This window comes from Corynebacterium kutscheri, from assembly GCF_000980835.1.
GTDB lineage: Bacteria > Actinomycetota > Actinomycetes > Mycobacteriales > Mycobacteriaceae > Corynebacterium > Corynebacterium kutscheri.
On the sequence record NZ_CP011312.1, the window covers coordinates 1,494,101 to 1,516,092 of the forward strand.

General features: G+C 45.9%; 20 protein-coding genes. 5 read left to right on the top strand and 15 right to left on the bottom strand.

Annotation, left to right across the window (positions count from 1 at the left end; all coding sequences use genetic code 11):
• Positions 1-46: 46 nt before the first annotated feature.
• From UL82_RS06845 to UL82_RS06870, 6 genes are all read right to left on the bottom strand, one after another.
• On the bottom strand, positions 47-1,894 hold the full coding sequence (locus UL82_RS06845; RefSeq protein ID WP_407921690.1) for a peptidoglycan D,D-transpeptidase FtsI family protein: 1,848 nt from the start codon (positions 1,892-1,894) through the stop codon (positions 47-49).
• A 196-nt stretch (positions 1,895-2,090) separates the two neighbouring features.
• Complete coding sequence (locus UL82_RS06850) at positions 2,091-2,780, bottom strand: hypothetical protein (RefSeq protein ID WP_046439916.1); 690 nt, start codon at positions 2,778-2,780, stop codon at positions 2,091-2,093.
• A gap of 30 nt (positions 2,781-2,810) precedes the next feature.
• On the bottom strand, positions 2,811-3,842 hold the full coding sequence (gene rsmH / locus UL82_RS06855; protein ID WP_046439917.1) for a 16S rRNA (cytosine(1402)-N(4))-methyltransferase RsmH: 1,032 nt from the start codon (positions 3,840-3,842) through the stop codon (positions 2,811-2,813).
• A gap of 166 nt (positions 3,843-4,008) precedes the next feature.
• A complete protein-coding gene (mraZ, locus tag UL82_RS06860) occupies positions 4,009-4,440 on the bottom strand; it encodes a division/cell wall cluster transcriptional repressor MraZ (protein ID WP_046439919.1) in 432 nt (143 codons plus the stop codon).
• A 613-nt stretch (positions 4,441-5,053) separates the two neighbouring features.
• Positions 5,054-5,431, bottom strand: coding sequence for a DUF3040 domain-containing protein (locus tag UL82_RS06865; RefSeq protein ID WP_046439921.1), 378 nt, complete (start codon positions 5,429-5,431; stop codon positions 5,054-5,056).
• A 139-nt stretch (positions 5,432-5,570) separates the two neighbouring features.
• Positions 5,571-6,002, bottom strand: a complete 432-nt coding sequence (locus UL82_RS06870) for an SAV_6107 family HEPN domain-containing protein (protein WP_083966439.1) — start codon at positions 6,000-6,002, stop codon at positions 5,571-5,573.
• Positions 6,003-6,209: 207 nt separating this feature from the next.
• Between UL82_RS06870 and UL82_RS06875 the strand changes: the two genes are divergently transcribed.
• The 3 genes from UL82_RS06875 (at position 6,210) to UL82_RS06885 (ending at position 9,512) form a co-directional block, all read left to right on the top strand.
• A complete protein-coding gene (locus UL82_RS06875) occupies positions 6,210-6,767 on the top strand; it encodes a GNAT family N-acetyltransferase (RefSeq protein ID WP_046441325.1) in 558 nt (185 codons plus the stop codon).
• A 166-nt stretch (positions 6,768-6,933) separates the two neighbouring features.
• Positions 6,934-8,052 carry a polyprenyl synthetase family protein gene (locus tag UL82_RS06880; protein ID WP_407921674.1) on the top strand — a complete coding sequence of 373 codons (1,119 nt, stop codon included), beginning with the start codon at positions 6,934-6,936 and terminating at the stop codon, positions 8,050-8,052.
• Entirely contained in the window at positions 8,049-9,512 is a 1,464-nt protein-coding gene (locus tag UL82_RS06885) for an alpha-(1->6)-mannopyranosyltransferase A (RefSeq protein ID WP_046439922.1), read from the top strand. The genes UL82_RS06880 and UL82_RS06885 overlap by 4 nt, the downstream gene beginning before the upstream one ends.
• A gap of 99 nt (positions 9,513-9,611) precedes the next feature.
• Here the strand turns inward: UL82_RS06885 and UL82_RS06890 are convergent, their stop codons facing one another.
• Positions 9,612-9,980 carry an Rv2175c family DNA-binding protein gene (locus tag UL82_RS06890; RefSeq protein WP_046439924.1) on the bottom strand — a complete coding sequence of 123 codons (369 nt, stop codon included), beginning with the start codon at positions 9,978-9,980 and terminating at the stop codon, positions 9,612-9,614.
• 122 nt (positions 9,981-10,102) lie between these two features.
• Here UL82_RS06890 and pknB point away from each other — a divergent pair, with 122 nt between their 5' ends.
• Together pknB and UL82_RS06900 are read left to right on the top strand one after the other, a co-directional pair.
• Positions 10,103-12,289, top strand: coding sequence for a Stk1 family PASTA domain-containing Ser/Thr kinase (gene pknB / locus UL82_RS06895; protein ID WP_046439925.1), 2,187 nt, complete (start codon positions 10,103-10,105; stop codon positions 12,287-12,289).
• A gap of 68 nt (positions 12,290-12,357) precedes the next feature.
• Positions 12,358-13,674 (top strand): MFS transporter, encoded by a 1,317-nt coding sequence (locus tag UL82_RS06900; protein WP_046439927.1) that lies wholly within the window; start codon positions 12,358-12,360, stop codon positions 13,672-13,674.
• An 81-nt stretch (positions 13,675-13,755) separates the two neighbouring features.
• Here the strand turns inward: UL82_RS06900 and UL82_RS06905 are convergent, their stop codons facing one another.
• The 8 genes from UL82_RS06905 to UL82_RS06940 all read right to left on the bottom strand — a co-directional run bounded on the left by UL82_RS06905 (position 13,756) and on the right by UL82_RS06940 (position 21,734).
• Positions 13,756-15,144: a class II 3-deoxy-7-phosphoheptulonate synthase gene (locus tag UL82_RS06905; RefSeq protein ID WP_046441329.1), complete on the bottom strand. Its 1,389-nt coding sequence runs from the start codon at positions 15,142-15,144 to the stop codon at positions 13,756-13,758.
• Positions 15,145-15,177: 33 nt separating this feature from the next.
• Positions 15,178-15,708, bottom strand: a complete 531-nt coding sequence (locus UL82_RS06910; RefSeq protein WP_046439929.1) for a polyadenylate-specific 3'-exoribonuclease AS — start codon at positions 15,706-15,708, stop codon at positions 15,178-15,180.
• Between the two features lie 71 nt (positions 15,709-15,779).
• A complete protein-coding gene (locus UL82_RS06915; RefSeq protein ID WP_052735905.1) occupies positions 15,780-16,883 on the bottom strand; it encodes an acyltransferase family protein in 1,104 nt (367 codons plus the stop codon).
• A 77-nt stretch (positions 16,884-16,960) separates the two neighbouring features.
• Positions 16,961-17,695 (bottom strand): lysophospholipid acyltransferase family protein, encoded by a 735-nt coding sequence (locus UL82_RS06920; RefSeq protein WP_046439932.1) that lies wholly within the window; start codon positions 17,693-17,695, stop codon positions 16,961-16,963.
• The gene (locus UL82_RS06925; protein ID WP_046439934.1) at positions 17,692-18,663 is read right to left on the bottom strand and encodes an ROK family glucokinase; all 972 of its coding nucleotides are present in this window, start codon (positions 18,661-18,663) and stop codon (positions 17,692-17,694) included. Before UL82_RS06925 ends, UL82_RS06920 begins: the two co-directional genes overlap by 4 nt.
• Positions 18,664-18,718: 55 nt before the next feature.
• Positions 18,719-19,837 carry a glycosyltransferase family 4 protein gene (locus UL82_RS06930; protein WP_046439936.1) on the bottom strand — a complete coding sequence of 373 codons (1,119 nt, stop codon included), beginning with the start codon at positions 19,835-19,837 and terminating at the stop codon, positions 18,719-18,721.
• A gap of 27 nt (positions 19,838-19,864) precedes the next feature.
• Entirely contained in the window at positions 19,865-20,923 is a 1,059-nt protein-coding gene (locus UL82_RS06935; protein ID WP_052735906.1) for a C40 family peptidase, read from the bottom strand.
• Positions 20,924-21,098: 175 nt separating this feature from the next.
• Entirely contained in the window at positions 21,099-21,734 is a 636-nt protein-coding gene (locus UL82_RS06940) for a C40 family peptidase (RefSeq protein WP_046439938.1), read from the bottom strand.
• Positions 21,735-21,992: the final 258 nt, after the last annotated feature.

A 21,992-nucleotide genomic window follows, 5' to 3' on the forward strand; every position in this document is an offset into this window, starting at 1 on the left:
ATTTTTCATCTACGGTTTATCAGCGCTAAGAGTGTCACCACAAAAACTATTGTGCCTGTAGCACCAAGGTTCCCTCCATCGGTGGTGATAGCGGTACGTTATCTCTATTAAGCAACCAGGTTGCAATGTCGTGGAATAGTGGCGCAGCAGATTGTCCACCTTCGCCGTGTACTCCGCGTACTGGACGATCAAGTTGGATTGCCACTACATACCGAGGATCATCAGCTGGTGCGATACCGGCAAAAGTAATCCAATAGTTAGAGTTGGAATAGGCACCAGTGGCAGGATCTACTTGCTGAGCGGTACCAGTTTTTCCAGATACTTGATAACCATCAATAGCCGCTCCAGGACCGGTTCCAGATTGCACCCCGGTGGGATCGTTTTGTGCCACTGCACGGAACATATCAATGATCGTGCGCGCAGTTTGAGCAGACACTACCTTAGTTTCCGTAGGCTCGGGTTGCTCAATGACGCTTCCGCTGGCATCAACAATACGATCAATAATGCGTGGCTGGATCCGCACACCTTCATTAGCGATTGCTTGATACACACTCGCCATTTGCAAGGTTGTCCAACTCATACCTTGCCCAATAGGTAGGTTAGCGAAAGTACCACCCGACCATTGCGAAATATCTGGTACCAACCCTTGAGATTCACTCGGTAATTCAATGCCGGTTGTCTGCCCGATACCGAACTTATTCAGTAAATCATTAAAACGTTGCTCGCCTAACCGCTGTGCTAACAATAGTGTGCCAACGTTAGACGATTTACCAAAAATACCCGTAGTAGTATAGCCAACCACACCGTGATCCCATGCGTCTTTGACTGTTACCCCGGACATGTTAATACTTCCAGGTACCTGAATAACTTCATCAGGAGTAGATAAACCATCTTCAATAACACCAGCAGCAGTAATAATCTTGGCTACCGAACCCGGTTCAAAGGGTGCAGAAATAGAAGTATTACTGAAGTCTTTACCTTGATCAATCTGACGTTGAATATCGCCCATAGGATCAATAGTGTCACTATTGGCCATAGCGAGAACTTCCCCGGTTTCTACGTCTAGTACCACCGCTTCACCGCTTTGTGCACCAGAATTGGCAACGGCTTGCTCGATTTGTTGTTGCACATAAGTTTGTAAATCTAGATCCAGGGTAAGCCTTGCAGTCGCCCCATTAGTTGCCGGTACCGTATCCCGAGTAGTACCCGGAATTACCTGACCATTAGTAGAAACGTCTACCGTTGATCGGCCATCAATTCCCGAGAGTAAAGCATCATTACTAGCTTCAAAACCGAACTGACCTTGACCATCATAACTAATTTTGCCAAGTACATTCTCAGCAATCGCTCCATTAGGATATTGTCGAATATTTTGCAGGTCAGCAGCTACGCCATGATATTCCTGCGCAATTTGTTGAGCAATATCTGGATCAACATTTCGAACTAATACCTCATAGCTGGAATCAGATTCCAGCTTCTTTAAAATATCCTCAGAATTAACTTCGCTTGTCGACGCCGAAGCATCGTCAATAATCTTAGGAATCTCTTCAGAATAATCTTTAAGATAATCCGAAACTAAATCCGTAATCCGAGATTCTCGTGCCTGCCCTGACACCTGATAAAACTCACCTGAGTTGCGCATCTCAATTTCAGCTACATGACGTAACTCGCTGCGCAATAAAGTCGGTGACACGGTCAGCGAACGCGACTGCATAGTGTATGCCAACTGCTGACCATTACGATCAAGAATCTCACCGCGACGGGCAGCATCAACATAGACCCGAGTGCGCTGTTGAGCAGCTAGATCGGAAAGGCTTGGCCCCCACCATAATTGCACCAAGGCTAATCGCCCAATAAGCACTGTCACTATTGCAATTATTAAAGTTCCAGCAATTTTTAGCCGTCGATTATTAAGCGCCTTTTGTCCTTCTTTACTCTTCTGAGGCCCTGCATTAACACGTTTTTTCAAGCCAAGTTCATCTGCACGCTGAGTGCGTAAACTATCTTGACGACGTCGCCTAGCAGCGTAAGGGTCACGTCCATGAGATTGAGGTCGAGTCACAAGTAAAATTCCGCCTTACACTCGACTTTTACTCATTAGAGTCGCTCACCGCATAAGGTGCAGTAACAGCGCCAGTCGAAGAATTAAATGAAGTGTTCGGAACAGCATTTAAAGTATCGGTTACTTCATTTGTCTTTACCGGATCGCTCGACGCTGAAGTTGCCTTTACTTGCTGCCCATTAATATCAACTATAGGACGGGTGATATCACTAGTAGCACGTTGTTCAAATGTGTTACCAAGTTCATCGGTAGCTAAAATACCGGGCTGATCTGGAATCACCATGCCTAATTCTGTAGCACGACGCGCTAATTCAGCAGAACTAGATACGCTTTCTACATCACGATTAAGTGTTTCTACTTGATTTCGTAACGTAGTTTCTTGCCGCTGTAAATTTTGTAATTCAAAAGTCTGGGTAGTGGTGATACCCGAAATCCACATCGACGCAAAAATACCACCCACAAGTGCCAATGTCGCCAAAATAACCAATCGAACCGTACGCGGATCTGCTTTTTCCTGAGTGACCCGACGTCCACGATAAGAAAAAACCTGCTGTGAACCAGGTGTACGCTGGAATTTCCGACGTGGCTGACGAAATGGTACCCGACGAGTACGCGTTGGCTCAACAGTGCGAGTCTGCGTTGGTGATCCGGCTCCGTCGATACTTAAATCACGGGAGCGGTATGTGGACTTCTGGCTATAATTGTCAGTCAAAGTCATAATCAGTGCTTCCGATATAGGTGGTGTGGTTTATTTTTCGTGTGGTTGGTAGCCATCGATAGCCTCAATAGCACGTACCCGTACCGAAGCTGATCGAGGATTTTCACTAATCTCTTTTTCTGATGCTTTCTCTGCCCCTTTAGTAACCAGCGTGTACTTTGCCGCAAATTCAGGTAAATCAACTGGTAATCCTGGAGGCGTCTTCGAAGTGGAAAGCTCTTTAAACCAGCGCTTTACAATCCGGTCTTCCAAAGACTGATAAGACATAAATACTGCGCGGGCACCTGGTGAAAGTAGCTCGCATACCTGAGGGATAACATTCTCAATTGCTTCAAGCTCTCGATTAACTTCAATGCGTAACGCTTGGAAAGTCCGCTTAGCGGGATGTCCACCGGTACGTCGAGTAGCAGCTGGAATAGTTTTATAAAGCAATTCGACCAAACGAGCTGAAGTATCAAAAGGCTTTATCTCCCGCTCATGTAGTACTGCCGAAGCAATCTTTCCGGCGAAACGCTCATCACCATAAACTTTTAGAATGCGTGCTAGATCGCCATGCGAATAGGTATTGAGTACATCTGCCGCAGTTAATCCGAGCGTAGGATCCATACGCATATCTAGTGGCGCATCAACTTTATAAGCAAAACCTCGTTCAACCTGGTCTAATTGCATAGAGCTAACCCCAAGATCGAAAAGGCTTCCAGCGAAACCATACTCAAATACGTGCTGCGCAATATGGTTTCCTTGTTGAGCAGCCTGCTCTAGCGGCTCCAAAAACTCATCGAAGCGACAATGCACTGCTAAGAAACGATCACCAAAAGAAGCTAGCCGTTGACTCGCCGCAGCAAGTGATGTTGTGTCTCGATCCAGCCCAATAACTCGGGCAGTGGGAAATACGTTAAGAAACCACTGCGTATGCCCACCTGCTCCCAAGGTTCCATCGAGAATAACTGCGTTTTCTCCCGCTGCCTTAATACCTGGTGCAATCAAGGCAGCCATACGCTCGCGAAGCACAGGTACATGCCCGTGATTATCGTCTATCGAAAAAGTGTAACCCTGTGTCATGCCTTGAGTTCACCCCCTTGGTCGCCTTAAAAAGTCACTTATTTGTTATGAGCTGAGCTAAGTATGCATAGAGCCCCGCTCCAAGTCCGACTCTGATATCGGGGAAGTACACCAGAGCAGTTCTTGGAGTGGAGTTCTTACGCACACTCCCTCACATTGATTTGCGTTAAAGCAAATCACCGAGCAATTCACCGCTTGCTTCTGCAAAAGCAGCTTCAGTTTCTTGCTGATAGGCGTTCCAGGACTGCGCATCCCAGATCTCAAGGAAGTCCACCGAACCGATAACTACGCATTCTTTGCTAAGGCCTGCATACTCACGGTGCGCTGGAGACAAAGTAATACGTCCCTGGCCATCTGGACGCTGCTCGTCAGCACTTGCCGCAAAATTACGGATGAACGCACGTGCCTCCGGGTTTGTTCGCGATACTGCTGCCGCTTTACGCGCACGAGCTGCAAACTCTTCCCGTGGATACACAGCCAAAGAATGATCTTGGCCTTTTGTAACCATTAAGCCACCTGCTAATTCATCCCTGAATTTCGCTGGCAAGGTCAACCTGCCTTTGTCGTCAAGTTTTGGGGTGTATGTGCCTAGAAACATTGAGCACCTACCTTCCCGCTACTTAACTTTTGCGACTATTGCCGCTTCCTTGTTGTTCCGCGATCCATAGCTAGCGCAAAGCCATGCACCTCGTCACCATCGCCCACAATACCCCACTTTCCCCCACTCTCCCACCCACACTTGATCATTCTTCCGTAATTTTTTTAAAAAAATACCTTTAACCAGCAAAAAATTGGTGGTGGATTTTCCCAATTCTCATGACAAAAAATGCCTAAATACCCCCTTTCTCCACTTTTTTCGCATTAAAAACATTCACCACTTTTAATAACAATTACAACTTTGATCACTAATTACTGGCGTTTTAGAATATTCTCCGAGAGTAAACCCAATAAAAGAGAAAAGAAAAGGAACCTAAAATTAACAAAGTGGGGAAAAGTGGGGAATTTAAAAAATGCCAAGCCTACCCACATCAACCCAGCAAATAGCTGTTACCTTGCCCTACCGCGGACTTATTCCTTCAACAAGCTACTGCCAACACAAGGAAAACGTCAGGAAAAGAACATATAAACGTAAAAAATCCCGGTCATCAATGACCGGGATCAAAACAGTAATCTAAAGAAAAATCTCAGTTACCTGCGTTACGCTTAACACATTATTGCTCAAAACGACGGCGGAAACTTTCTTCCATTTTTCCGCCAAACCCTGACGAGCCTTTTTTACTCTTTTTCACAGACCTAGAGATTTCCTTATCGAAGCTAGATTGCGACCGCAGCATCCACACAGCGCCACCGAGCATGACCAAGAAGCCAATAATACTCAAGGACACAAACCATAACGACTGCTGACTAAGAGCTACCCCACCCACTAATAGGAGCAAACCGATGACGATCACCGCAATACCGCGGAGAGTAAGCGTGCCCGTAGTACCTGCACCGCCACCACTAACCGAGGTTCCAAATTTAGGATCCTCCGCCATAAGCGAGCGCTCAATTTCACGCAGTGCACGTTGCTCCTGTTCGGAAAGAGCCACGTCATCCTCCTTGAATATGAATGATTAAAATTCTTCTACACCGCATAACGCTTACCAAGATCTTTTAGTTCCCACGGCGAGACATAATCCATTTTAACCCGCATATTAAAGAATGATGCCAAATACCCCTACTAGTTACCTACGCCGCATGCGCTAGGCCTTCGAGCTGCTGCTCAACCTCATCAAGGAAACTCTCCACCAAAGAAATAAGTTCCTGAACAACTCCAGTATCAAGGTTATCCGTTAATCCGCTAGCCACTCGAGAGCGAATGCGCGAATAAGTCAAAAATTGGCGTGCCCATTGCGCTGATTGTTCATCAACAAGCATAAGTTGTTCCCATACACTATTAGGTTTACGCACTTTTTTTGCCACAGGCGATGCGGCAACCCGAGCGCCCGCGGTACGCAAACCGGCGCGATATGCCGACTCCAAAGAATCTTCAAACTCGCCTCGTTGATATTGACCAATGGCATCTGAAAGAAGAACACTTGCCTTAGCTAAAAACGTTGTTTGTTTGGCAACTCCACCGCGAGCAAACCGCGTTGTTGCCGAGACTACTTGAGCCACCATTGCTGTTCTCCTTTCTTTATGTGCCTACATATTGGTCAACAACCATAGGCGCTTATTTATTCGATCATGATAGGAAACCACCGGGACATGTAGTGCGCTTCCAGACATAATTTTAGCACTAATGTTCGAATATTGGAATAACTTTTTCGGCTCTTTTTTCGCCATTATCTACCCATAAGAACAACAGAAGTGGAATATTTAGATACCGTGACATTAAAAATACTTCGACTCACTCCCGCGGAATTTTCCCATTTGGTTCCGCAATTTGTCGATATTTATCTCGCTGCAATGCACTACGAGCCAACTATTCGACTTTCTCGTATCGGTATATGGCGACGAGCAGTAACTGAAAAAGATTTTATTAGCGTGTGCGCTCATAATGACCAACATATTCTTGGCATTGCCTATGGCTTCCGGGGCCATCGCGATCATTGGTGGAATCAACAAATTCGCCGTGGTTTACGAGAAAACCACCTTCCTGGTGGCAAACAAAAATCCCTCTGCGATGATTATTTTGAACTAGTAGAAATTCACGTTATCCCAGCTGCACAGGGAAACGGTATTGGTGAGGCACTGTTAGTAGAGCTCTTCTCGCATATCACAAGCCCTTATGTTTTATTATCCACACCAGAAGTACCTGAGGAAGACAACAATGCTTTTCGGCTCTACCGTCGCAACGGTTTTGTAGATGTATTGCGCAATTTTCACTTCCAAGGAGATCATCGTCCCTTCGCCATTTTAGGCAAAGATCTCACTTCACGCTAACGGTGGTTAATTGAAACTCACTAAAAATATGAGATAACTCAATCTCAATGCTGTCTGAAAAAATTCCTCCTTCTTATGACATATGTGTGTAGAAATCTTGCAAAAATCTAATTCCAACTAGACTCAAACTCATTTATTGAGATCAACAGTAAAGGACTGCCCCGACGTGAGTTTGCAAGGCCTTCCGAATCCAAATTTTCCCACCGATATACCAGACATTATTGACCACATTGAAGCCAGTTTAAAGGTATTTTTCGATGAAAATCGTCTGCATATCGAACGCATCGGAGACCCAGCAATGAATGCAGTAAGTTTTCTCGAAGACTTTGTGCTCACTGGTGGAAAACGTATCCGTCCGCTCTTTGCCTGGGCTGGTTTTCTCGCCGGCGGCGGCTTTGAAAAAAATCCTGAATATAGTCACACCGCGCTTTTTACTGCCATCAGTTCTTTAGAACTTGTTCAAGCCTGTGCTCTTATCCACGATGATTTTATCGATTCTTCTGATACCCGGCGCGGACAACCAACTGTGCACCGGCGTGCCGAAACCTTGCATCGTAGCCATAATTGGCAGCGTAACGCTAAACATTTTGGTGCTTCTGTTTCTATCCTTGTTGGTGACCTGGCTTTAGTGTGGGCAGATGATATGTTTTATGGTTCCGGCCTACCTGCCCAAGCGCTTATCCGCGCTTTTGATTCTTGGCGAGGAATGCGCACTGAGGTTATCGGTGGACAGCTACTTGATATTGCTAATGAAGCTGAAGCAACAGATTCTCTAGCGCGTGCTTACCAGGTCAATCTTTTCAAAACTGCCGCTTATACTATTGAGCGCCCAGTTCATCTTGGAGCAGCGCTTGCCGGGGCAGAAGAAAAAGAAATAGCCGCTTTACGTGCTTTTGGTCGAGATATTGGTGTTGCCTTTCAGCTTCGTGATGATCTTCTCGGAGTTTTTGGCGATCCGACAGTAACTGGAAAACCCGCTGGTGATGATTTACGGGAAGGAAAACGTACCGTACTCATCGCGCAATCCATTCTTAACGCCACCAATGCTGGATGCCCTGAACTCGCAGAAAAAATTAAAAACCAGGTAGGAAAAGTTTCTACCCCAGAAGAGATCGCGGAACTCTCTTATCTCATCGAATCGACTGGTGTAGTTGGGGATATCGAAAAGCGTATTAATGATCTGGCCGACTCAGGTTTAGCACATCTAAGAAATATTGATCTACCTACCCCAGCGCAAAATATACTCAGCGCACTTGCGAATAAGGCTCTCGCACGCACATCATGAATGGAATCCGACTAGGTATTCTTGCCGCAATTTTAGTAACGCTTGGTTCTTTTGGCGGCGGTGCCACCCGCGTACGAGGTGGACTTTTAGCAACTTTTAATTTGGAAGCTTTACGTTACGGTCACGGTGCTACCTTATCTAATCTTGTCCTGTGGTCGGGAACTATCTTGCTTATTGTGGCCTGGGTGTTGGTTGGCAAAGCAGTATACAATCAGCAACTTTCATTACCTCAGCTCAATAAATCATTATGGATGTGGGTGCTACCACTTATCTGCGCTGCACCGATAATGAGTCGCGATATTTATTCTTATCTTGCTCAAGGTGCCATGCTGCGCGATGGCTTCGATCCTTATACTCAAGGCGTTGCGCTAAACCCAAACTCATACCTCACCGAGGTTTCTCATGACTGGCGTACCACTACCACCCCCTACGGGCCGCTACATCTGTGGTTAGGTGAACTAATAACCATAATCAGTGGCGATAGGGTCTCTGTTGGTGTTGTTTTGTTTAAGCTGCTCTCGATCGCTGGCTTTGCGCTTATTGCTTGGTCAATTCCACGTCTTGCCATCTTGGCCAACCAAAGCCCCACCTTAGCGCTTTGGCTCGGGGTAATGAATCCGTTGATGATTATTCATCTCATCGGCGGAATGCATAACGAATCACTTATGATTGGTCTTGTTGGAATCGGCTTGTGGCTTATTGTCAGCAGTTCCACACCAGCGAGAGTCTTTTGTGCCATTGCTCTTATTTCACTAGGTGTGGCACTAAAAGCAACAGCCGCTTTTATTTTGCCTTTTGTAGTCTGGATTGCACTAACTACAAAAACCAAAAAACTACGTTGGTTTTTTATCTATGCTTTTGGCGGCGGAGTTCTCACAATTGCAGTTTTAGCACTGATTACTTTTATTTCTGGTGCGTCTTGGGGCTGGGTTACTCAACTTACTGGAAATACGAAGGTAATCAACCCATTAGCGTTTCCTTCGCTGATTGCTGGGATTATTTCTGCAGTAGGCAGTGTATTTGTCGATAATTTCCCCTACAACCAAGTGCTCGATATAACCCGACGATTCTCCATAGTCATTATGGCAATTGGTTTTATATCCTGTTGGTGGTTGTCCCGGAGAACACAGATTTCTGCGCTTCGTGGCGCAACTGGCGCATATGGGTTTGCCTTTGTTTTTAATTCGGTAACTTTGCCCTGGTACTACGCCAGTATTATCTGCCTATTAGGACTGATAAAACCACCATTATGGCTACTAAAATTATCAGTTGCCGCCAGTATCATTATTGCTAGTGCTTTTACCGGCAGTGGTAACCATCAACTCTATAACCCATTGTGGATGATTCCTGCTACCTTCTTTGCATTCTTAGCGGTTCATTATATCTTTACCGAACCAGGTCGTCTTAGCTTAAAAAATAATGTATCAACACCTGCTTCATCTGCTATTGCACACAACTAAAAAATCCCCTAAGCCTTTTACGCTCAGCAAAACTTACTCAGCAAGGCTTGGGGATTTTCTTTCTTAGTGCGTTTATTAATCCGCACAGCTCTAATGTGTTTAGAAAGCCAAAGCCTGTGCTCGGCGCATTACTTCTCGTGCTAAATGACCATGTAATGCATCAATGGGACGCCCTGGTAAAGAATCGTCCTCCGTAAAAAGGTAGGAAATAATCTCGGAATCGGAATAACCGCCATCAGAAAGCACAGCAATTGTGCCCGGAACAAATTTATTGGTAGTTCCCTTTTTGCTTAAGAATGCTTCAGGAATCATTTTTATTCCGTCTCGGACGACAGCAATAAGTTTATGATCTCCTAGTAGGTCAAAAACCCGAGTCACGGGTACTCCTAGGCGCTCAGCATAATCGGGAACAGATAAAAGAACTTCTCCCTCAGGAACCAGGTCTGCGGATACTGCTTGTCTACTCACACGTTTTAATCTAGCAAATGCAGGTAACTGAAGGTCATTTCCAAACTTATTTATCTAGTCCTATCAGCAAAAACCCAAACTAAGTTAGCGAAACTAGTCCTTTATCGTCCATACTATAACCCATGGCAAACTTGAGTGTCGGAGATTTTCTCGATGAGCGATACCGTATCGAAGCGGCAATCGCTAAAGGCGGCATGTCTACCGTCTATCGCTGCGTCGATACTCGCTTAGGCCGTCTAGTTGCTGCGAAGGTCATGGACGAGCAATACATCGATGATCCGATATTCCGGCAACGTTTTCGCCGCGAAGCACGCAGCATGGCCCAACTCACCCACCCCAATTTAGTTGGTGTGTATGATTTCGCCTCGGAAGGTTCCGCTGTCTTTTTAATTATGGAGCTTATCGACGGCGGCACTCTGCGTGAGCTACTTGCTGAACGCGGCCCTATGCCACCACATGCGGCCACTGCAGTTATGCGTGCCGTATTAACCGGCTTATCAGTTGCCCATGCTCAAGGCATGGTTCATCGTGATATCAAACCCGATAACGTACTTATTAACACCAATAACCAAGTAAAGGTCACAGATTTTGGTTTAGTACGCGCAGTAGCAGTAAGCCATTCCACGAGCAATCAAATCGTCGGTACGGTGTCTTATCTTTCTCCAGAGCAAGTCACTGGCGAAGAAATCTCTTTTCCTTCCGATGTTTATTCCTGCGGTATTTTACTTTTCGAACTGTTAACTGGCGCCACTCCTTTTTCTGGTGACAATCAAATTGCTCATGCCTATGCCCGCATTGATAAAGATGTTCCGGCACCAAGTAGTTTTATTCAAGGAGTACCCAAGCTTTTCGACGAACTGGTTGCTACCGCGTGTAATCGCGACCCCGAAGAACGCTTTGCAAATGCTAGTGAGTTCCTTAGTGCACTTGACGATGTTGCTAATGAACTTCACTTGCCTGAATTCTTAGTACCTGCTCCGAAAAATTCTGCGGCGCACCGAGCCTCTGATGCATTAGATGCCCCAGTTCTTGCCCCGACCGACTTGGTAACTACCTATATTCCGGCAGAATCACCGCACCAAGAAACTTCAATCATCCCAGCCATTTCACCAGAACCTATACCAGTAGCACCAGAGACCTCAGTGCTACCAGCCACTCAGTCTGGCTCACCAGAACTAAGAACCCAAGACACACATCAGCAACTGGCTACCCAAAATTATCCGCCAGCAGTAAGCAACCGCGGTAAAACTGGGTTCATTGTCTGGTTGATTGCTGTCATTGCACTTACTACTGCGGTTGCTATAGGTGCATGGTGGTTTGGTTCTGGTCGCTATGGAGAAATACCGCAAGTTCTCGGCTTAGCTCAAATTCAAGCTGTAACTCAGGTTGAGGAAGCCGGCTTTGTTTCTACTACCAAAAACATCTACTCCAATGAGGTTGCTAAAGATGAGGTGGTAGGTACTGAGCCGGCTTTCGGCCAAAGAGCAGTCAAAGGAGATCAGGTAGCAGTCCTAGTTTCTTTAGGACGTCCAGTAGTTCCCGACTTTACTGGCCTTTCAGAGGCACAGCTAAGCCAAGAATTAGAAAAACGTACCCTAGTTATGCAACTCGGTGAGCAAGAATACTCTGATAATATTCCGCTCGGTGATATCACTCGTATCGAACCAGATCCAGGAACAACGGTGCTGGTTAATTCAACGGTGACTATACATACGTCGAAAGGCCCTGCGCCGGTAAAAATTCCTGATATTTCTGGTATACCGCGAGATGAGGCTATTGATCGGTTGGAAAGCGCTGGACTTAAAGTAACCGTCAGCGAGCGTTTCGATGCTTTTATCCAAGGCGATCATGCAATTACTACTGAACCAGCTGCCGGTAATACTGTTGCTTCTGGTACTAGCGTTACCCTCGTTGTCTCTACTGCGGTCACAATTCCAGACGTTACGGGTATGAGCCAAGCTGAAGCTAGTGCTGCATTACAAAAACTAGGTTTGAGGGTCAGCGGCACTGAAAAATCTCAGGAACACGCTGGTTCTAGCCCTACCGAAGTTGTCGATACTAATCCCCGAGCAGGTGAACTAGTCGATGCTGGAACAGATACCGTAACACTTATTTTGCCAGGAAAAATTGATGTTCCTAATGTCATCGGCAAAACCTATTCTGAAGCCCGTCAAATACTACGTGATGCTGGTTTTAAAGTAAGTGTTACTGGTACTGCCCGCAGTAGTGCCAGAGTGTACTGGCAATCACCAACCTCCGGCAGCTTAGAAATAGGCGAAACAGTAACACTACGACTGCTCGGTTCGTAACATATTGCAATCATGCACCGATAAATCCACGTTAGTGTTTTACTTTTTCGTGTAAAGAAAGAAGCTATATGACAGTCACTGCCACCGCTACTCCCACCGACCTCAACCGGGAGCATAAAAAAGTGCTTACTGGCTCAATGGTTGGCACCACTATCGAATGGTTCGACTTCTTTATTTATGCCCAAGCAGCTGGATTAATTTTTGCCCAGCAGTACTTTGAACCGCTCGGACGCGAAAATGCCTCACTAGCAGAAATTATCTCCTGGGCAACCTTGGGTATTTCTTTTCTTTTCCGACCACTTGGTGCAATTATCGCTGGTCATCTAGGCGATCGAATTGGCCGCAAGCCGGTCCTTACCCTCACCCTTGTTGGTATGGGTACTGCAACCATGGCTATGGGCATTTTGCCTACCTATGCAACCATTGGCATTACCGCGCCCCTATTTTTAATTATGTTACGCATTATCCAAGGGCTTTCTGCTGGTGGCGAATGGGGCAGCGCCGCTATGTTATCAGTTGAACACGCACCACTTGGTCGCCGTGGTTTCTTTGGTTCTTTCCCACAAGTTGGTGCGCCAGCGGGGATGGCATTGGCTACTGTGTTCATGTTGATGTTAAGCACTGCACTTACTCCCGAACAGTTTGAATCTTGGGGTTGGCGTATTCCTTTCCTTTCTTCGGTGTTTCTCATTGTGCTTGGCTATCTGGTTCGCCGGCTCATTGAAGAATCCCCTGCTTTCGTAGAAATGGAGCAATTAAAGAAAAAAGAATCCGCTCCCCTAAGTACTTTATTACGCTCGTATTGGAAAACGGTCGTCCACTGTGCGCTCATCTTTGCCGGTAATAATGCCATCGGTTACTTTGTCATCGCTTATTTTGTCGCCTACGGCACTAAACAAGTTGGATATAGCCGTTCCGAGGCATTAGCAGTAACCCTTACTGGTGCTATCGTTTGGTTGCTAAGCACACCACTTTTTGGTGCACTTTCCGATATTATTGGGCGTAAGAAACTATTTATTTTTGGCTATATCGCTACTATTTTGTGGGCTTACCCAAGCTGGCAGATGGTCGATTCCGGTAACGTTTGGCTTTTTGGTTTAGGGGTTACTACCGTAGCCTTTTTACAAGGATCTACTTATGCTCAGCAACCAGCGTTATATGCCGAAATGTTCCCAGTACAGGTTCGTCTTTCCGGTGTTTCCATCGGATACGCTTTAGGATCGATTCTTGGTGGTGCTTTTGCACCAATGATCGCTGCTATGCTTCTCGACGCTACAGGCACTTCTACAGCTATTGCCACCTATTCCATTATTGTGTGCATTATTTCGCTCATCGCAGTACTTAAGGTAGCTAACAACATTCAAGATCGCGATTTACATGTCTAAATCCTAAAATATTAACGCAAAAACCGGGTTTTCCTTTGTGGTGGATAAGGAAAGCCCGGTTTTTATTATCTTTAAAAAATTCTAATTACGTAGCATCTCTGCAACAAGGAAGGCTAGTTCTAACGACTGCTGAGTATTCAAGCGTGGATCACAAGCAGATTCATAACGACCTGGCAGATCAACGTCGGTAATATCTTCTGCACCACCTAAGCATTCTGTGACGTTTTCACCAGTAAGCTCAATATGAACCCCACCTGGATGGGTTCCCAATGCACGATGTACTTCAAAAAATCCTTGTACTTCGTCGATAACTTTATCGAAATGACGGGTCTTATAACCATTAGATGCGGTAAAAGTATTGCCATGCATTGGGTCTGACTGCCAAATTACTTTGTGTCCAGATGCCTCAACAGCCTGAACAATTCCTGGCAATACGCTACGCACCTTATCATGTCCCATACGAACGACGATGGTCAGTCGACCTGGCTCATAATGAGGATCGAGTTTATCGGCATAGGCTACCGCTTCTTCTGGAGTGCAGGTTGGACCAAGCTTAATTCCTACTGGGTTAGCGATCAAGGCCGCGAAATTAACGTGGAAGTCATTAATGTCTCGTGTGCGCTCGCCCACCCACACCTGGTGTGCAGAAAGATCATAAAGTTCTAACTCGCCGGCATCATTTTTAGCTAAACGCAACATGGCACGTTCATAATCAACCACCAAAGCCTCATGAGAGGCAAAAATATCTGCCGCTTGCAGAGTATCATCTTTAACCCCACAGGCATTCATAAATTGTAGCCCACGCTCGATTTCTTGCGATAATGCCTCATAACGAGCCCCAGCAGGTGACTGTGCAACAAACTCACGGTTCCATTCGGTCAGTCGAGTCAGATCAGCAGTACCCGAGGTAGTCAAAGCACGCACCAGGTTCATCGCAGCTGAAGAATTAGCATAAGCACGAATCATTCGTGCTGGATCATGGCGTCGAGCCTGCTCGGTTGCCTCCACACCATTGACAATGTCGCCTCGATAATTAGGCAATCCGCTCTCATCAAGATCAGAGGAACGTGGCTTAGCATACTGACCAGCAATACGAGCCATTTTTACCACTGGTGTCGAGGCACCATAGGTAAGCACAACGGCCATTTGCAAAAGTGTTTTAATATTGGCACGAATGTGTGGCTCAGTGTTGGACTCAAATGTTTCCGCACAGTCACCACCTTGCAAAAGAAAAGCTTTACCATTAGCAACGTCAGCAAGCTGTTTCTTCAACTTACGAATTTCCGGAGCAACTACAATAGGGGGTACCGATTCAAGAATCTTACGCACGTTGGCTGCCTGATCTTTATCCCAATTTGGTTGTTGTTTAGCATCGCGGGAAACGACGTCTTCGAATACCTTCTGCATTTCGCCAGGAAGTGGCGGTAAATCTGGCAAGGCTTCTTTAGGGATATCTACTGTCCAACTCACATCTTTATGTTTATCATGCAATACCCCTATCACCTATTTTTTAGCAATGGTTTTATTCACAATAATCTTATTGCGCTGATCCAGCGGCAACACATTAGCGCATACCCGAAACTTTTCTAAGTTGTGCCGCGCATCAACAAGAGCATCGTGATTGCCAACTGGAAGTTTTGGCAACTGTGGTTTACCAGCCATTTCCCAATACTGGCGTAACTCTTTTGTATATCGTGGTAGCTCTTTAGGAAGCTTTGTCATATCACCCCATAACTGAGCTAATACAACATGATCATATGCACCTACCCAAGCCCATAACTCCGGCGTAGTTTTATCACGAGTCAAAAAATCATATACCTCGGCGCGGATTCTTTCTTTATCGCGCCACGCATCACTAGCTGGATTAGGTAGCTTATTTAAAACGTTCTCACGCACCCATTTATTAGCACGACTATGATCCGCATCCGTCGAAACGCCATAATATTCGCGCCCATCTTCTGCCACAATGCCGATAGACACTAGATCAATAGTCGTGCCATCTTCAATAAATTCAGTGTCATAGAAAAACCGCACTCGTCGTTTTTCCTTTCTAGTGTTGTTTTTTCTGTGACCAAAACCAAGTAGCCAGTAGCAAAAATTGCCGATTATGTCTGCTTAAGTCGGTACGATGCCTCGGTTAGCTGCTGGCTAGTTTCCGAAGAAGTCAATCTATTAATCGCCGGTGGATGCAATGTCCACCCAATTACCGGTACGGTAGCTAATTTACCGAACAAATATCCCCCACCAAGGCCAAGAATAATGCAGCTTATCACCCAAAACGTTGGTCGATACAGCATGGAAGTAGCATCCCAAGAAATTTCTTGATCGCGATGCAAAATAAAAAAACCAAAAGTAGCGGTAACTACTAATTGATGTCCGATATAAATACCTAAGGTGTTTTGGCCGATTTTTTGTAAAAACTGACTTACTATTGGTAGCCGAGAAACATAAACTGCCAAGGTAATCGCTAGTGGCAGATGCAGTAATGCTGATAAACACCGCTGCAAAATATCAAAACGAATATCGTGAATCTGTGGCCATACCCACGAAGTAATATCTCTAGCAGTTAAAAAGCTTAGTAAAGTAAAAACTAAAGCACCTGGCGATAATGCTCGATCGGCAAACCAGATAATCATCGGTTTAAAATATGCCCCTAATAAGAAAACCGGCACATAAATCGAGTACTTACCTAAAAAGGTCAACCCGGTATATTCGCTTACCACCGGCACGATAACTGGCGCACATACAATAATTGCTAATACCAGCACATACCGTAACCATTCCGCTAAGAACTGGCTCGCCCATAATATGAGATTAAAAAGGATAAGCGCATGCAAAAACCAATACATGCTTCCGCCTAAAAGCACATTGTTATAGTAAAAATCGCGCCCCGGCATTGGGGAACCATTACCATACCAACGCTCTAGGCTTTTAAACCACAATTCAAATGGTGTCCAAAAAAGATATGGAACCAATAAGAACCACAGTCGACGAGTTACTAACTCTGCGAAGCGATACTGCAATATTTTGGCTGAGAAAAATCCCGAGACCATAAAGAAGATCGGCATACGCAACGGAATGAGGTATTCATTAGCTAATGCAATATTTGTTTCCCAGCCAAAGGGGACAACAAGCCCAACATGAAGAATAACAACGCCAACAATAGAAATGCCACGGGCAATATCGGGCCATGCCATACGCTGATTCATCTAAGGTATCTCATCTTCATTTTTCTTCATTAGGGCAACAATCAAGATTACCCCACGAAGAATCTGAATACCTAGTTCTACTTTGAAGTTGTTGTATCAGGGTGACCTTTGTTTTCTGTAAGTTGCTTCTTTACTTCGGAAGCATAAATATCAACATATTCTTCGCCGGTAAGACGCGCTAATTCACGCATAACGTGATCGGTAAGCGCGCGAATCACCACTGGATCAGTGTGCTGCATACCTAGTTCTTTAACGAAAGAACGCGGAGAAATAGGTTCACCGATACGCACTGCAACTTTTGCCGGGCGAAGCCACCAAGAACCAATTGGATTGGCATTTCGAGTCCCAATCATAGCTACTGGGATAAGCAGCTCATCGGTTTCTAAAGCCACTCGCGCCATTCCAGTTTTACCTTTATATACTCGCCCATCTGGAGAACGAGTTCCCTCTGGATAGATCCCAAAAAGATCGCCGCGTTCTAAAACTTCTTTGGCGGCATTCATTAAAGCTTCACCGGCATTAGTGGCAGTGCGATCAAGTGGGATCTGGCCGACTGCACTAAAAAACCATTTTTGCATCCGTCCAACAAAACCAGTGGAAGTAAAATACTCACTTTTGGCGGGAAAGGTTATTTGGCGGGGGCACAAAAGCGGTAGATAAAAAGAATCCATAACCGCTTGGTGGTTCGATGCCAAAATAGCAGGACCAGTAGCTGGGATACGTTCACTGCCTTCAATAGTCGGACGATTATAAAGACGTAGTACCGGACCTAGAAGGACATATTTAAAAAACGAATACCACCTATTATTCATTGCACTACCCTACTTACACGCTGCCGAGCTAAATCTGCTACTCCAATCATACCGGCATCAGATCCTAATTCTGCGCAGGAAACAGTTGCCAAAGGACGGTATCCAGCGCCAACAATCGAACTGGCCATGTGCTCTACCGCAGTTGGTAAATACAAGTCAGCATCACGAGAAACCCCACCGCCAATCAGAATAAGCCCTGGATCAAGCACATCTGCCACCATCGACAAAGCGATTCCTAACCAACGCGAAAACTCTGCAAGTACAGCCAAAGAAAGTTCATCATTCTCACGAGCAAATTGCGTAATGTGCTTACCTTTGAGCTCTCCACGTGCAGCAAGCGCTGCCAACGGTGAGTAGGTTTTTCCAGGAAGCTCAGCAAGCATTTCTCGCGCAGTATCTACTAAGGCTGTACCAGAACAATACCGTTCTAGACAACCACTTTTACCACAGGCACAGGCTCGTCCATTGGGAACAACTGTAAGGTGACCAAATTCTGGTGCAGTACCAAAAGCACCCCGGTAAATAGCACCATCGTTAAGCAAAGTCGCACCAATTCCAGTGCCAAGGGCGAAGAGCACCCAATTATCATTACCGCGTGCCCCGCCAAAACGATATTCACCCCAGGCAGCTGAATTCGCATCATGTTCTAAAACAACTGGCATACCCAGAAGTTCTTCTAGTTCTCGACGCACCGGACGATCGCGCCAAGGCAAATGCGGGGCAAAACGTACTGTTTCGCATTCTGGATCAAGAAAACCGGCCACAGCTAGACCAACTGCAGCAATATCATGCTTTTTGCTTAATTCGTCGACAAGCGAGACAATCCCCTGCTGCATTCCCTCTTCGGTTTGAGGAGAAGCAATACTGTGGGACTCTACAATGTTGCCCCTAGGATCAATAGCTGCTGCCCGCATATTTGTGCCGCCAATATCGAAGCCTATGGTCGTCATTGACCCATTCTCGGACATGTACTCTGCCTTTTCGATCGTTTAGCGTAACTTTCCAAGTATAACGGTTGTCATTCTAAGGCTCAATCAATCTGCGTAGTCGCTGCTGCATAATTGCCCATTGCCAGTGCTTTTCGACGTTTTCCCGACCGGCTTTACCCATATTTGCCCGTAATTCTGTATCTGATAACAACCGATGCAATGCAGTAATGAGCTCAGAAAGACTCCTGCCGTCAACAACAATGCCGCTTTCTGCATTTACTGTTTCTGGAGCCCCACCAGAGTTGCCAGCAATAATAGGTAAACCGCAGGCCTGAGCTTCAAGATAAACAATCCCTAAGCCCTCAACATCTAGCCCTCCACCGCGAGTGCGTACTGGCATTGCAAAGATATCTGCAGCTTGCAAGGATTTTACTAATGTATCTTCACTAACCCGGCCAGCAAATTCAATACTGTTTTGTCCAGCAGCAAGTGCACGTAGTTTCGCCTCATATGAACCAGCACCGATAATAACTAATCGCGCATGAGGATGCTGTTTTGCTACTGCTGGCCAGGCTTTAATCAACATGTCCTGCCCCTTGCGCGAAGTTAGCCTAGAACTACAAAGCACCACCAGGGACTCTTGCCAACAAAACTGTTCACGCAATTGCTGCTTAGTTACCGCATCGGGAACGTGGAATCGATCAATATCAACGCCTGAGGGAAGATGCTCAAAAGAAACTTGGCCAAAAGCCTTTTTAAATCGACGCAAAGTGTAGTCGGCAATGTAGGTCACAACATCACAATTGCGACCAATAACACCCAAAACTTGACGAGCCCCTGGAATCATCGACCAGCCCACTTCATGGCCGTGAGTAGTCGCAATTATTTTCTTCGCACCGGCAGCTTTTGCCCACCTTGCCATAAGCGCTAATGGTGCACTAGCTCCAAACCATACTGTATCGATCTTTTCTCTACGAATGATTTCCTGCATGGTGCGAATTGTCGACCAGGTAGGCAGCATAACTTTTCGATGTTGCCGATAAACACGATATGGAACGTGAGCATCGAAAAGCTCGGCTGCAACCCTATCTTGTGTCGAAGCAAAAACAACGACATCATGCGGATCTAACGCGGCAACAAAATCACGTAAATATGATTGAATGCCACCGATAGTAGGCGGAAAATCGTTGCTTACTAATAACACCCGTGCCATGTACTTATTCACGTTCTTTTTTAGGCACTAATAACGGCGTGCGCCATAAAAAGGCATCGAATCCACCGAAACTACCTGCACCGGGATTCCGTAATCAGAGGCATGAACAAGCATGCCATTTCCGGCATAAATACCCACGTGTGTAGCCCCTGGATAATAACCAACAATATCGCCAGGTTGTAGCTCTTCCCGAGACACTGCCTGCCCACCAGCCATCTGTGCTTGCGAAGTACGTGGCACTGTTTTACCTTGTTGCTGATACGCCCAATACACTAAACCAGAACAGTCAAAAGCATCTGGTCCAATGCTGCCCCAACCATAAGGCGAGCCCAATTTTGTCATAGCGGCCTGCAAGGCGATTAAACCGGCTTCATTAGTGCTGCTTAGCCCAGCAATGGAATACTCAATAGGGCCATTTTTATCAATCCAACGCTGTCTATCAGCCGGACTCAACCCACGTACCTGCTGCATAATTTCTTCAGTACGTGCTTTAAGGGCTTCCTGTTCCTTATCTAAGTGAATCCGCTGAGTTGCCATTGCTTTTTGTTGAAAAGTCAGTGCAGCCACGGCACGGGTTACCTCACTACGAGCATCTGCTGCCTCTTTGGTTGCAGCAGATAATACCGTCGCAGCTTCCTCGGTTGATTTACTCAAAATAGTCAAATATGCAGCCCGATCAATGGCATTTTGTGGGCTATCTGCACCCAATGCATTGCTTAGTGGATCAATGTGATGCCCACGGTATAGCGCACCGGCGATACGATTAACTTCACCGCGATATGCTTCTTCTTGTGCTTTAGCAGCATCCGCTTGGCTTGTCACAATATCAACTTGACCACGCAATGCATCGAGTTCTTTTTGCGCTTCTTCGAGATCAATTTCTAATTGCTTGACCTCTTCATTTTTTGCACCAACTAGATGCGAAATCTCATCCATACTAACAATAAGATTTTCCACATCCTGGGCATTAACTAGTGAGTATCCCCCGGTAGCAATACTTATCGCAGCGATAAGACTTACGCCAATAACCTGCTTGCGGAAAGAAAGCTTCACGTTGAACTTGCCCCTACATCTTATTTCCAGCATCAAAAATCAAGTTCTTACTATAGCCTTTCAAAAGCAAAAACTATGCATTCCACGACAAAAGAGAAACGCAAGTGATTAATGAATATTTCTGTGACTGCACTAGATGTGAAGCAAAAATAAGAAATACAAAAATGCCTCACCGAAGTGAGGCAGTAAAAACTTCTAGCAACAGTTTTTAAAAACGTACAGCCGAATGGAATGGCATGTAATCAATGGAGGTTTCCGATAGCGGAGTTCCCTGAGTGAGAGCATGGATAACAGTTCCATTGCCAGTATAAATACCTACATGTGAGGCACCCGAGTAAAAGGCAATAATATCGCCCGGCTGGAGCTGATCACGAGAAACTTGCATGCCACCAGCAGCTTGCGCATAAGAAGTACGTGGAATGCTCTTACCAACCTGAGAATAAGCCCAAGAGGTTAAACCAGAGCAATCAAAAGCGCTAGGGCCAGCAGCACCCCAAACATATGGAGCACCAATCTTAGTGCGAGCAGCTGCAACGATTTGCTCACCAACCGCCTGAGTTTGAACCTGTGCAGTTGCAGAAGATGGTGCATTGACCACAGCAGAGTAATCGGCAGATGAACCCTGTCCATTAAGCGCTGGAATCCACTGCTCAATACCTGAAGCATTAGCCAAAGCCTGCACACTGTCTATACCAGCAATATCAACCGACAGATCGGTGCCAGGGATAGCAACTTCAACTGCCTGTGCAGGATTTGCCAGTACTGCAGTAGTGCTGAGTGCAACAGCGGATGCTGCCGCTGTATTACGTACGGTGCTTTGAGAGCGACGACGGTGCTTAGCCACGAATTTCTCCAAATCTTTTACTTCCCTACCCATGAAGTGACGTGGCACTAGTCTCTCGCTACTTCCGGGCTCTTCAACTTCACACTCACTTGGATTGGGAGCGATCTAGTTAAGAACGGATCTACAATTTTCTTCACTTATCGACGGCTGCGACTCCTTGGCCGCGTTTTCAATGTCTCGATTAGGTTACGAAACTACAACAAAGCTTGTCCACCCATGTGTAAAATTTCGGCCGTTATTGAACCGTTACCAAAGCGA

Excerpts from the sequence above, each read along its gene's own strand:
- UL82_RS06850 (WP_046439916.1), bottom strand. The coding sequence starts at position 2,780 with ATGACTTTGACTGACAATTATAGCCAGAAGTCCACATACCGCTCCCGT.
- rsmH (WP_046439917.1), bottom strand. The coding sequence starts at position 3,842 with ATGACACAGGGTTACACTTTTTCGATAGACGATAATCACGGGCATGTA.
- mraZ (WP_046439919.1), bottom strand. The coding sequence starts at position 4,440 with ATGTTTCTAGGCACATACACCCCAAAACTTGACGACAAAGGCAGGTTG.
- UL82_RS06870 (WP_083966439.1), bottom strand. The coding sequence starts at position 6,002 with ATGGTGGCTCAAGTAGTCTCGGCAACAACGCGGTTTGCTCGCGGTGGA.
- UL82_RS06885 (WP_046439922.1), top strand. The coding sequence starts at position 8,049 with ATGAATGGAATCCGACTAGGTATTCTTGCCGCAATTTTAGTAACGCTT.
- pknB (WP_046439925.1), top strand. The coding sequence starts at position 10,103 with ATGGCAAACTTGAGTGTCGGAGATTTTCTCGATGAGCGATACCGTATC.
- UL82_RS06900 (WP_046439927.1), top strand. The coding sequence starts at position 12,358 with ATGACAGTCACTGCCACCGCTACTCCCACCGACCTCAACCGGGAGCAT.
- UL82_RS06915 (WP_052735905.1), bottom strand. The coding sequence starts at position 16,883 with ATGAATCAGCGTATGGCATGGCCCGATATTGCCCGTGGCATTTCTATT.
- UL82_RS06920 (WP_046439932.1), bottom strand. The coding sequence starts at position 17,695 with ATGAATAATAGGTGGTATTCGTTTTTTAAATATGTCCTTCTAGGTCCG.
- UL82_RS06925 (WP_046439934.1), bottom strand. The coding sequence starts at position 18,663 with ATGTCCGAGAATGGGTCAATGACGACCATAGGCTTCGATATTGGCGGC.
- UL82_RS06930 (WP_046439936.1), bottom strand. The coding sequence starts at position 19,837 with ATGGCACGGGTGTTATTAGTAAGCAACGATTTTCCGCCTACTATCGGT.
- UL82_RS06935 (WP_052735906.1), bottom strand. The coding sequence starts at position 20,923 with ATGCTGGAAATAAGATGTAGGGGCAAGTTCAACGTGAAGCTTTCTTTC.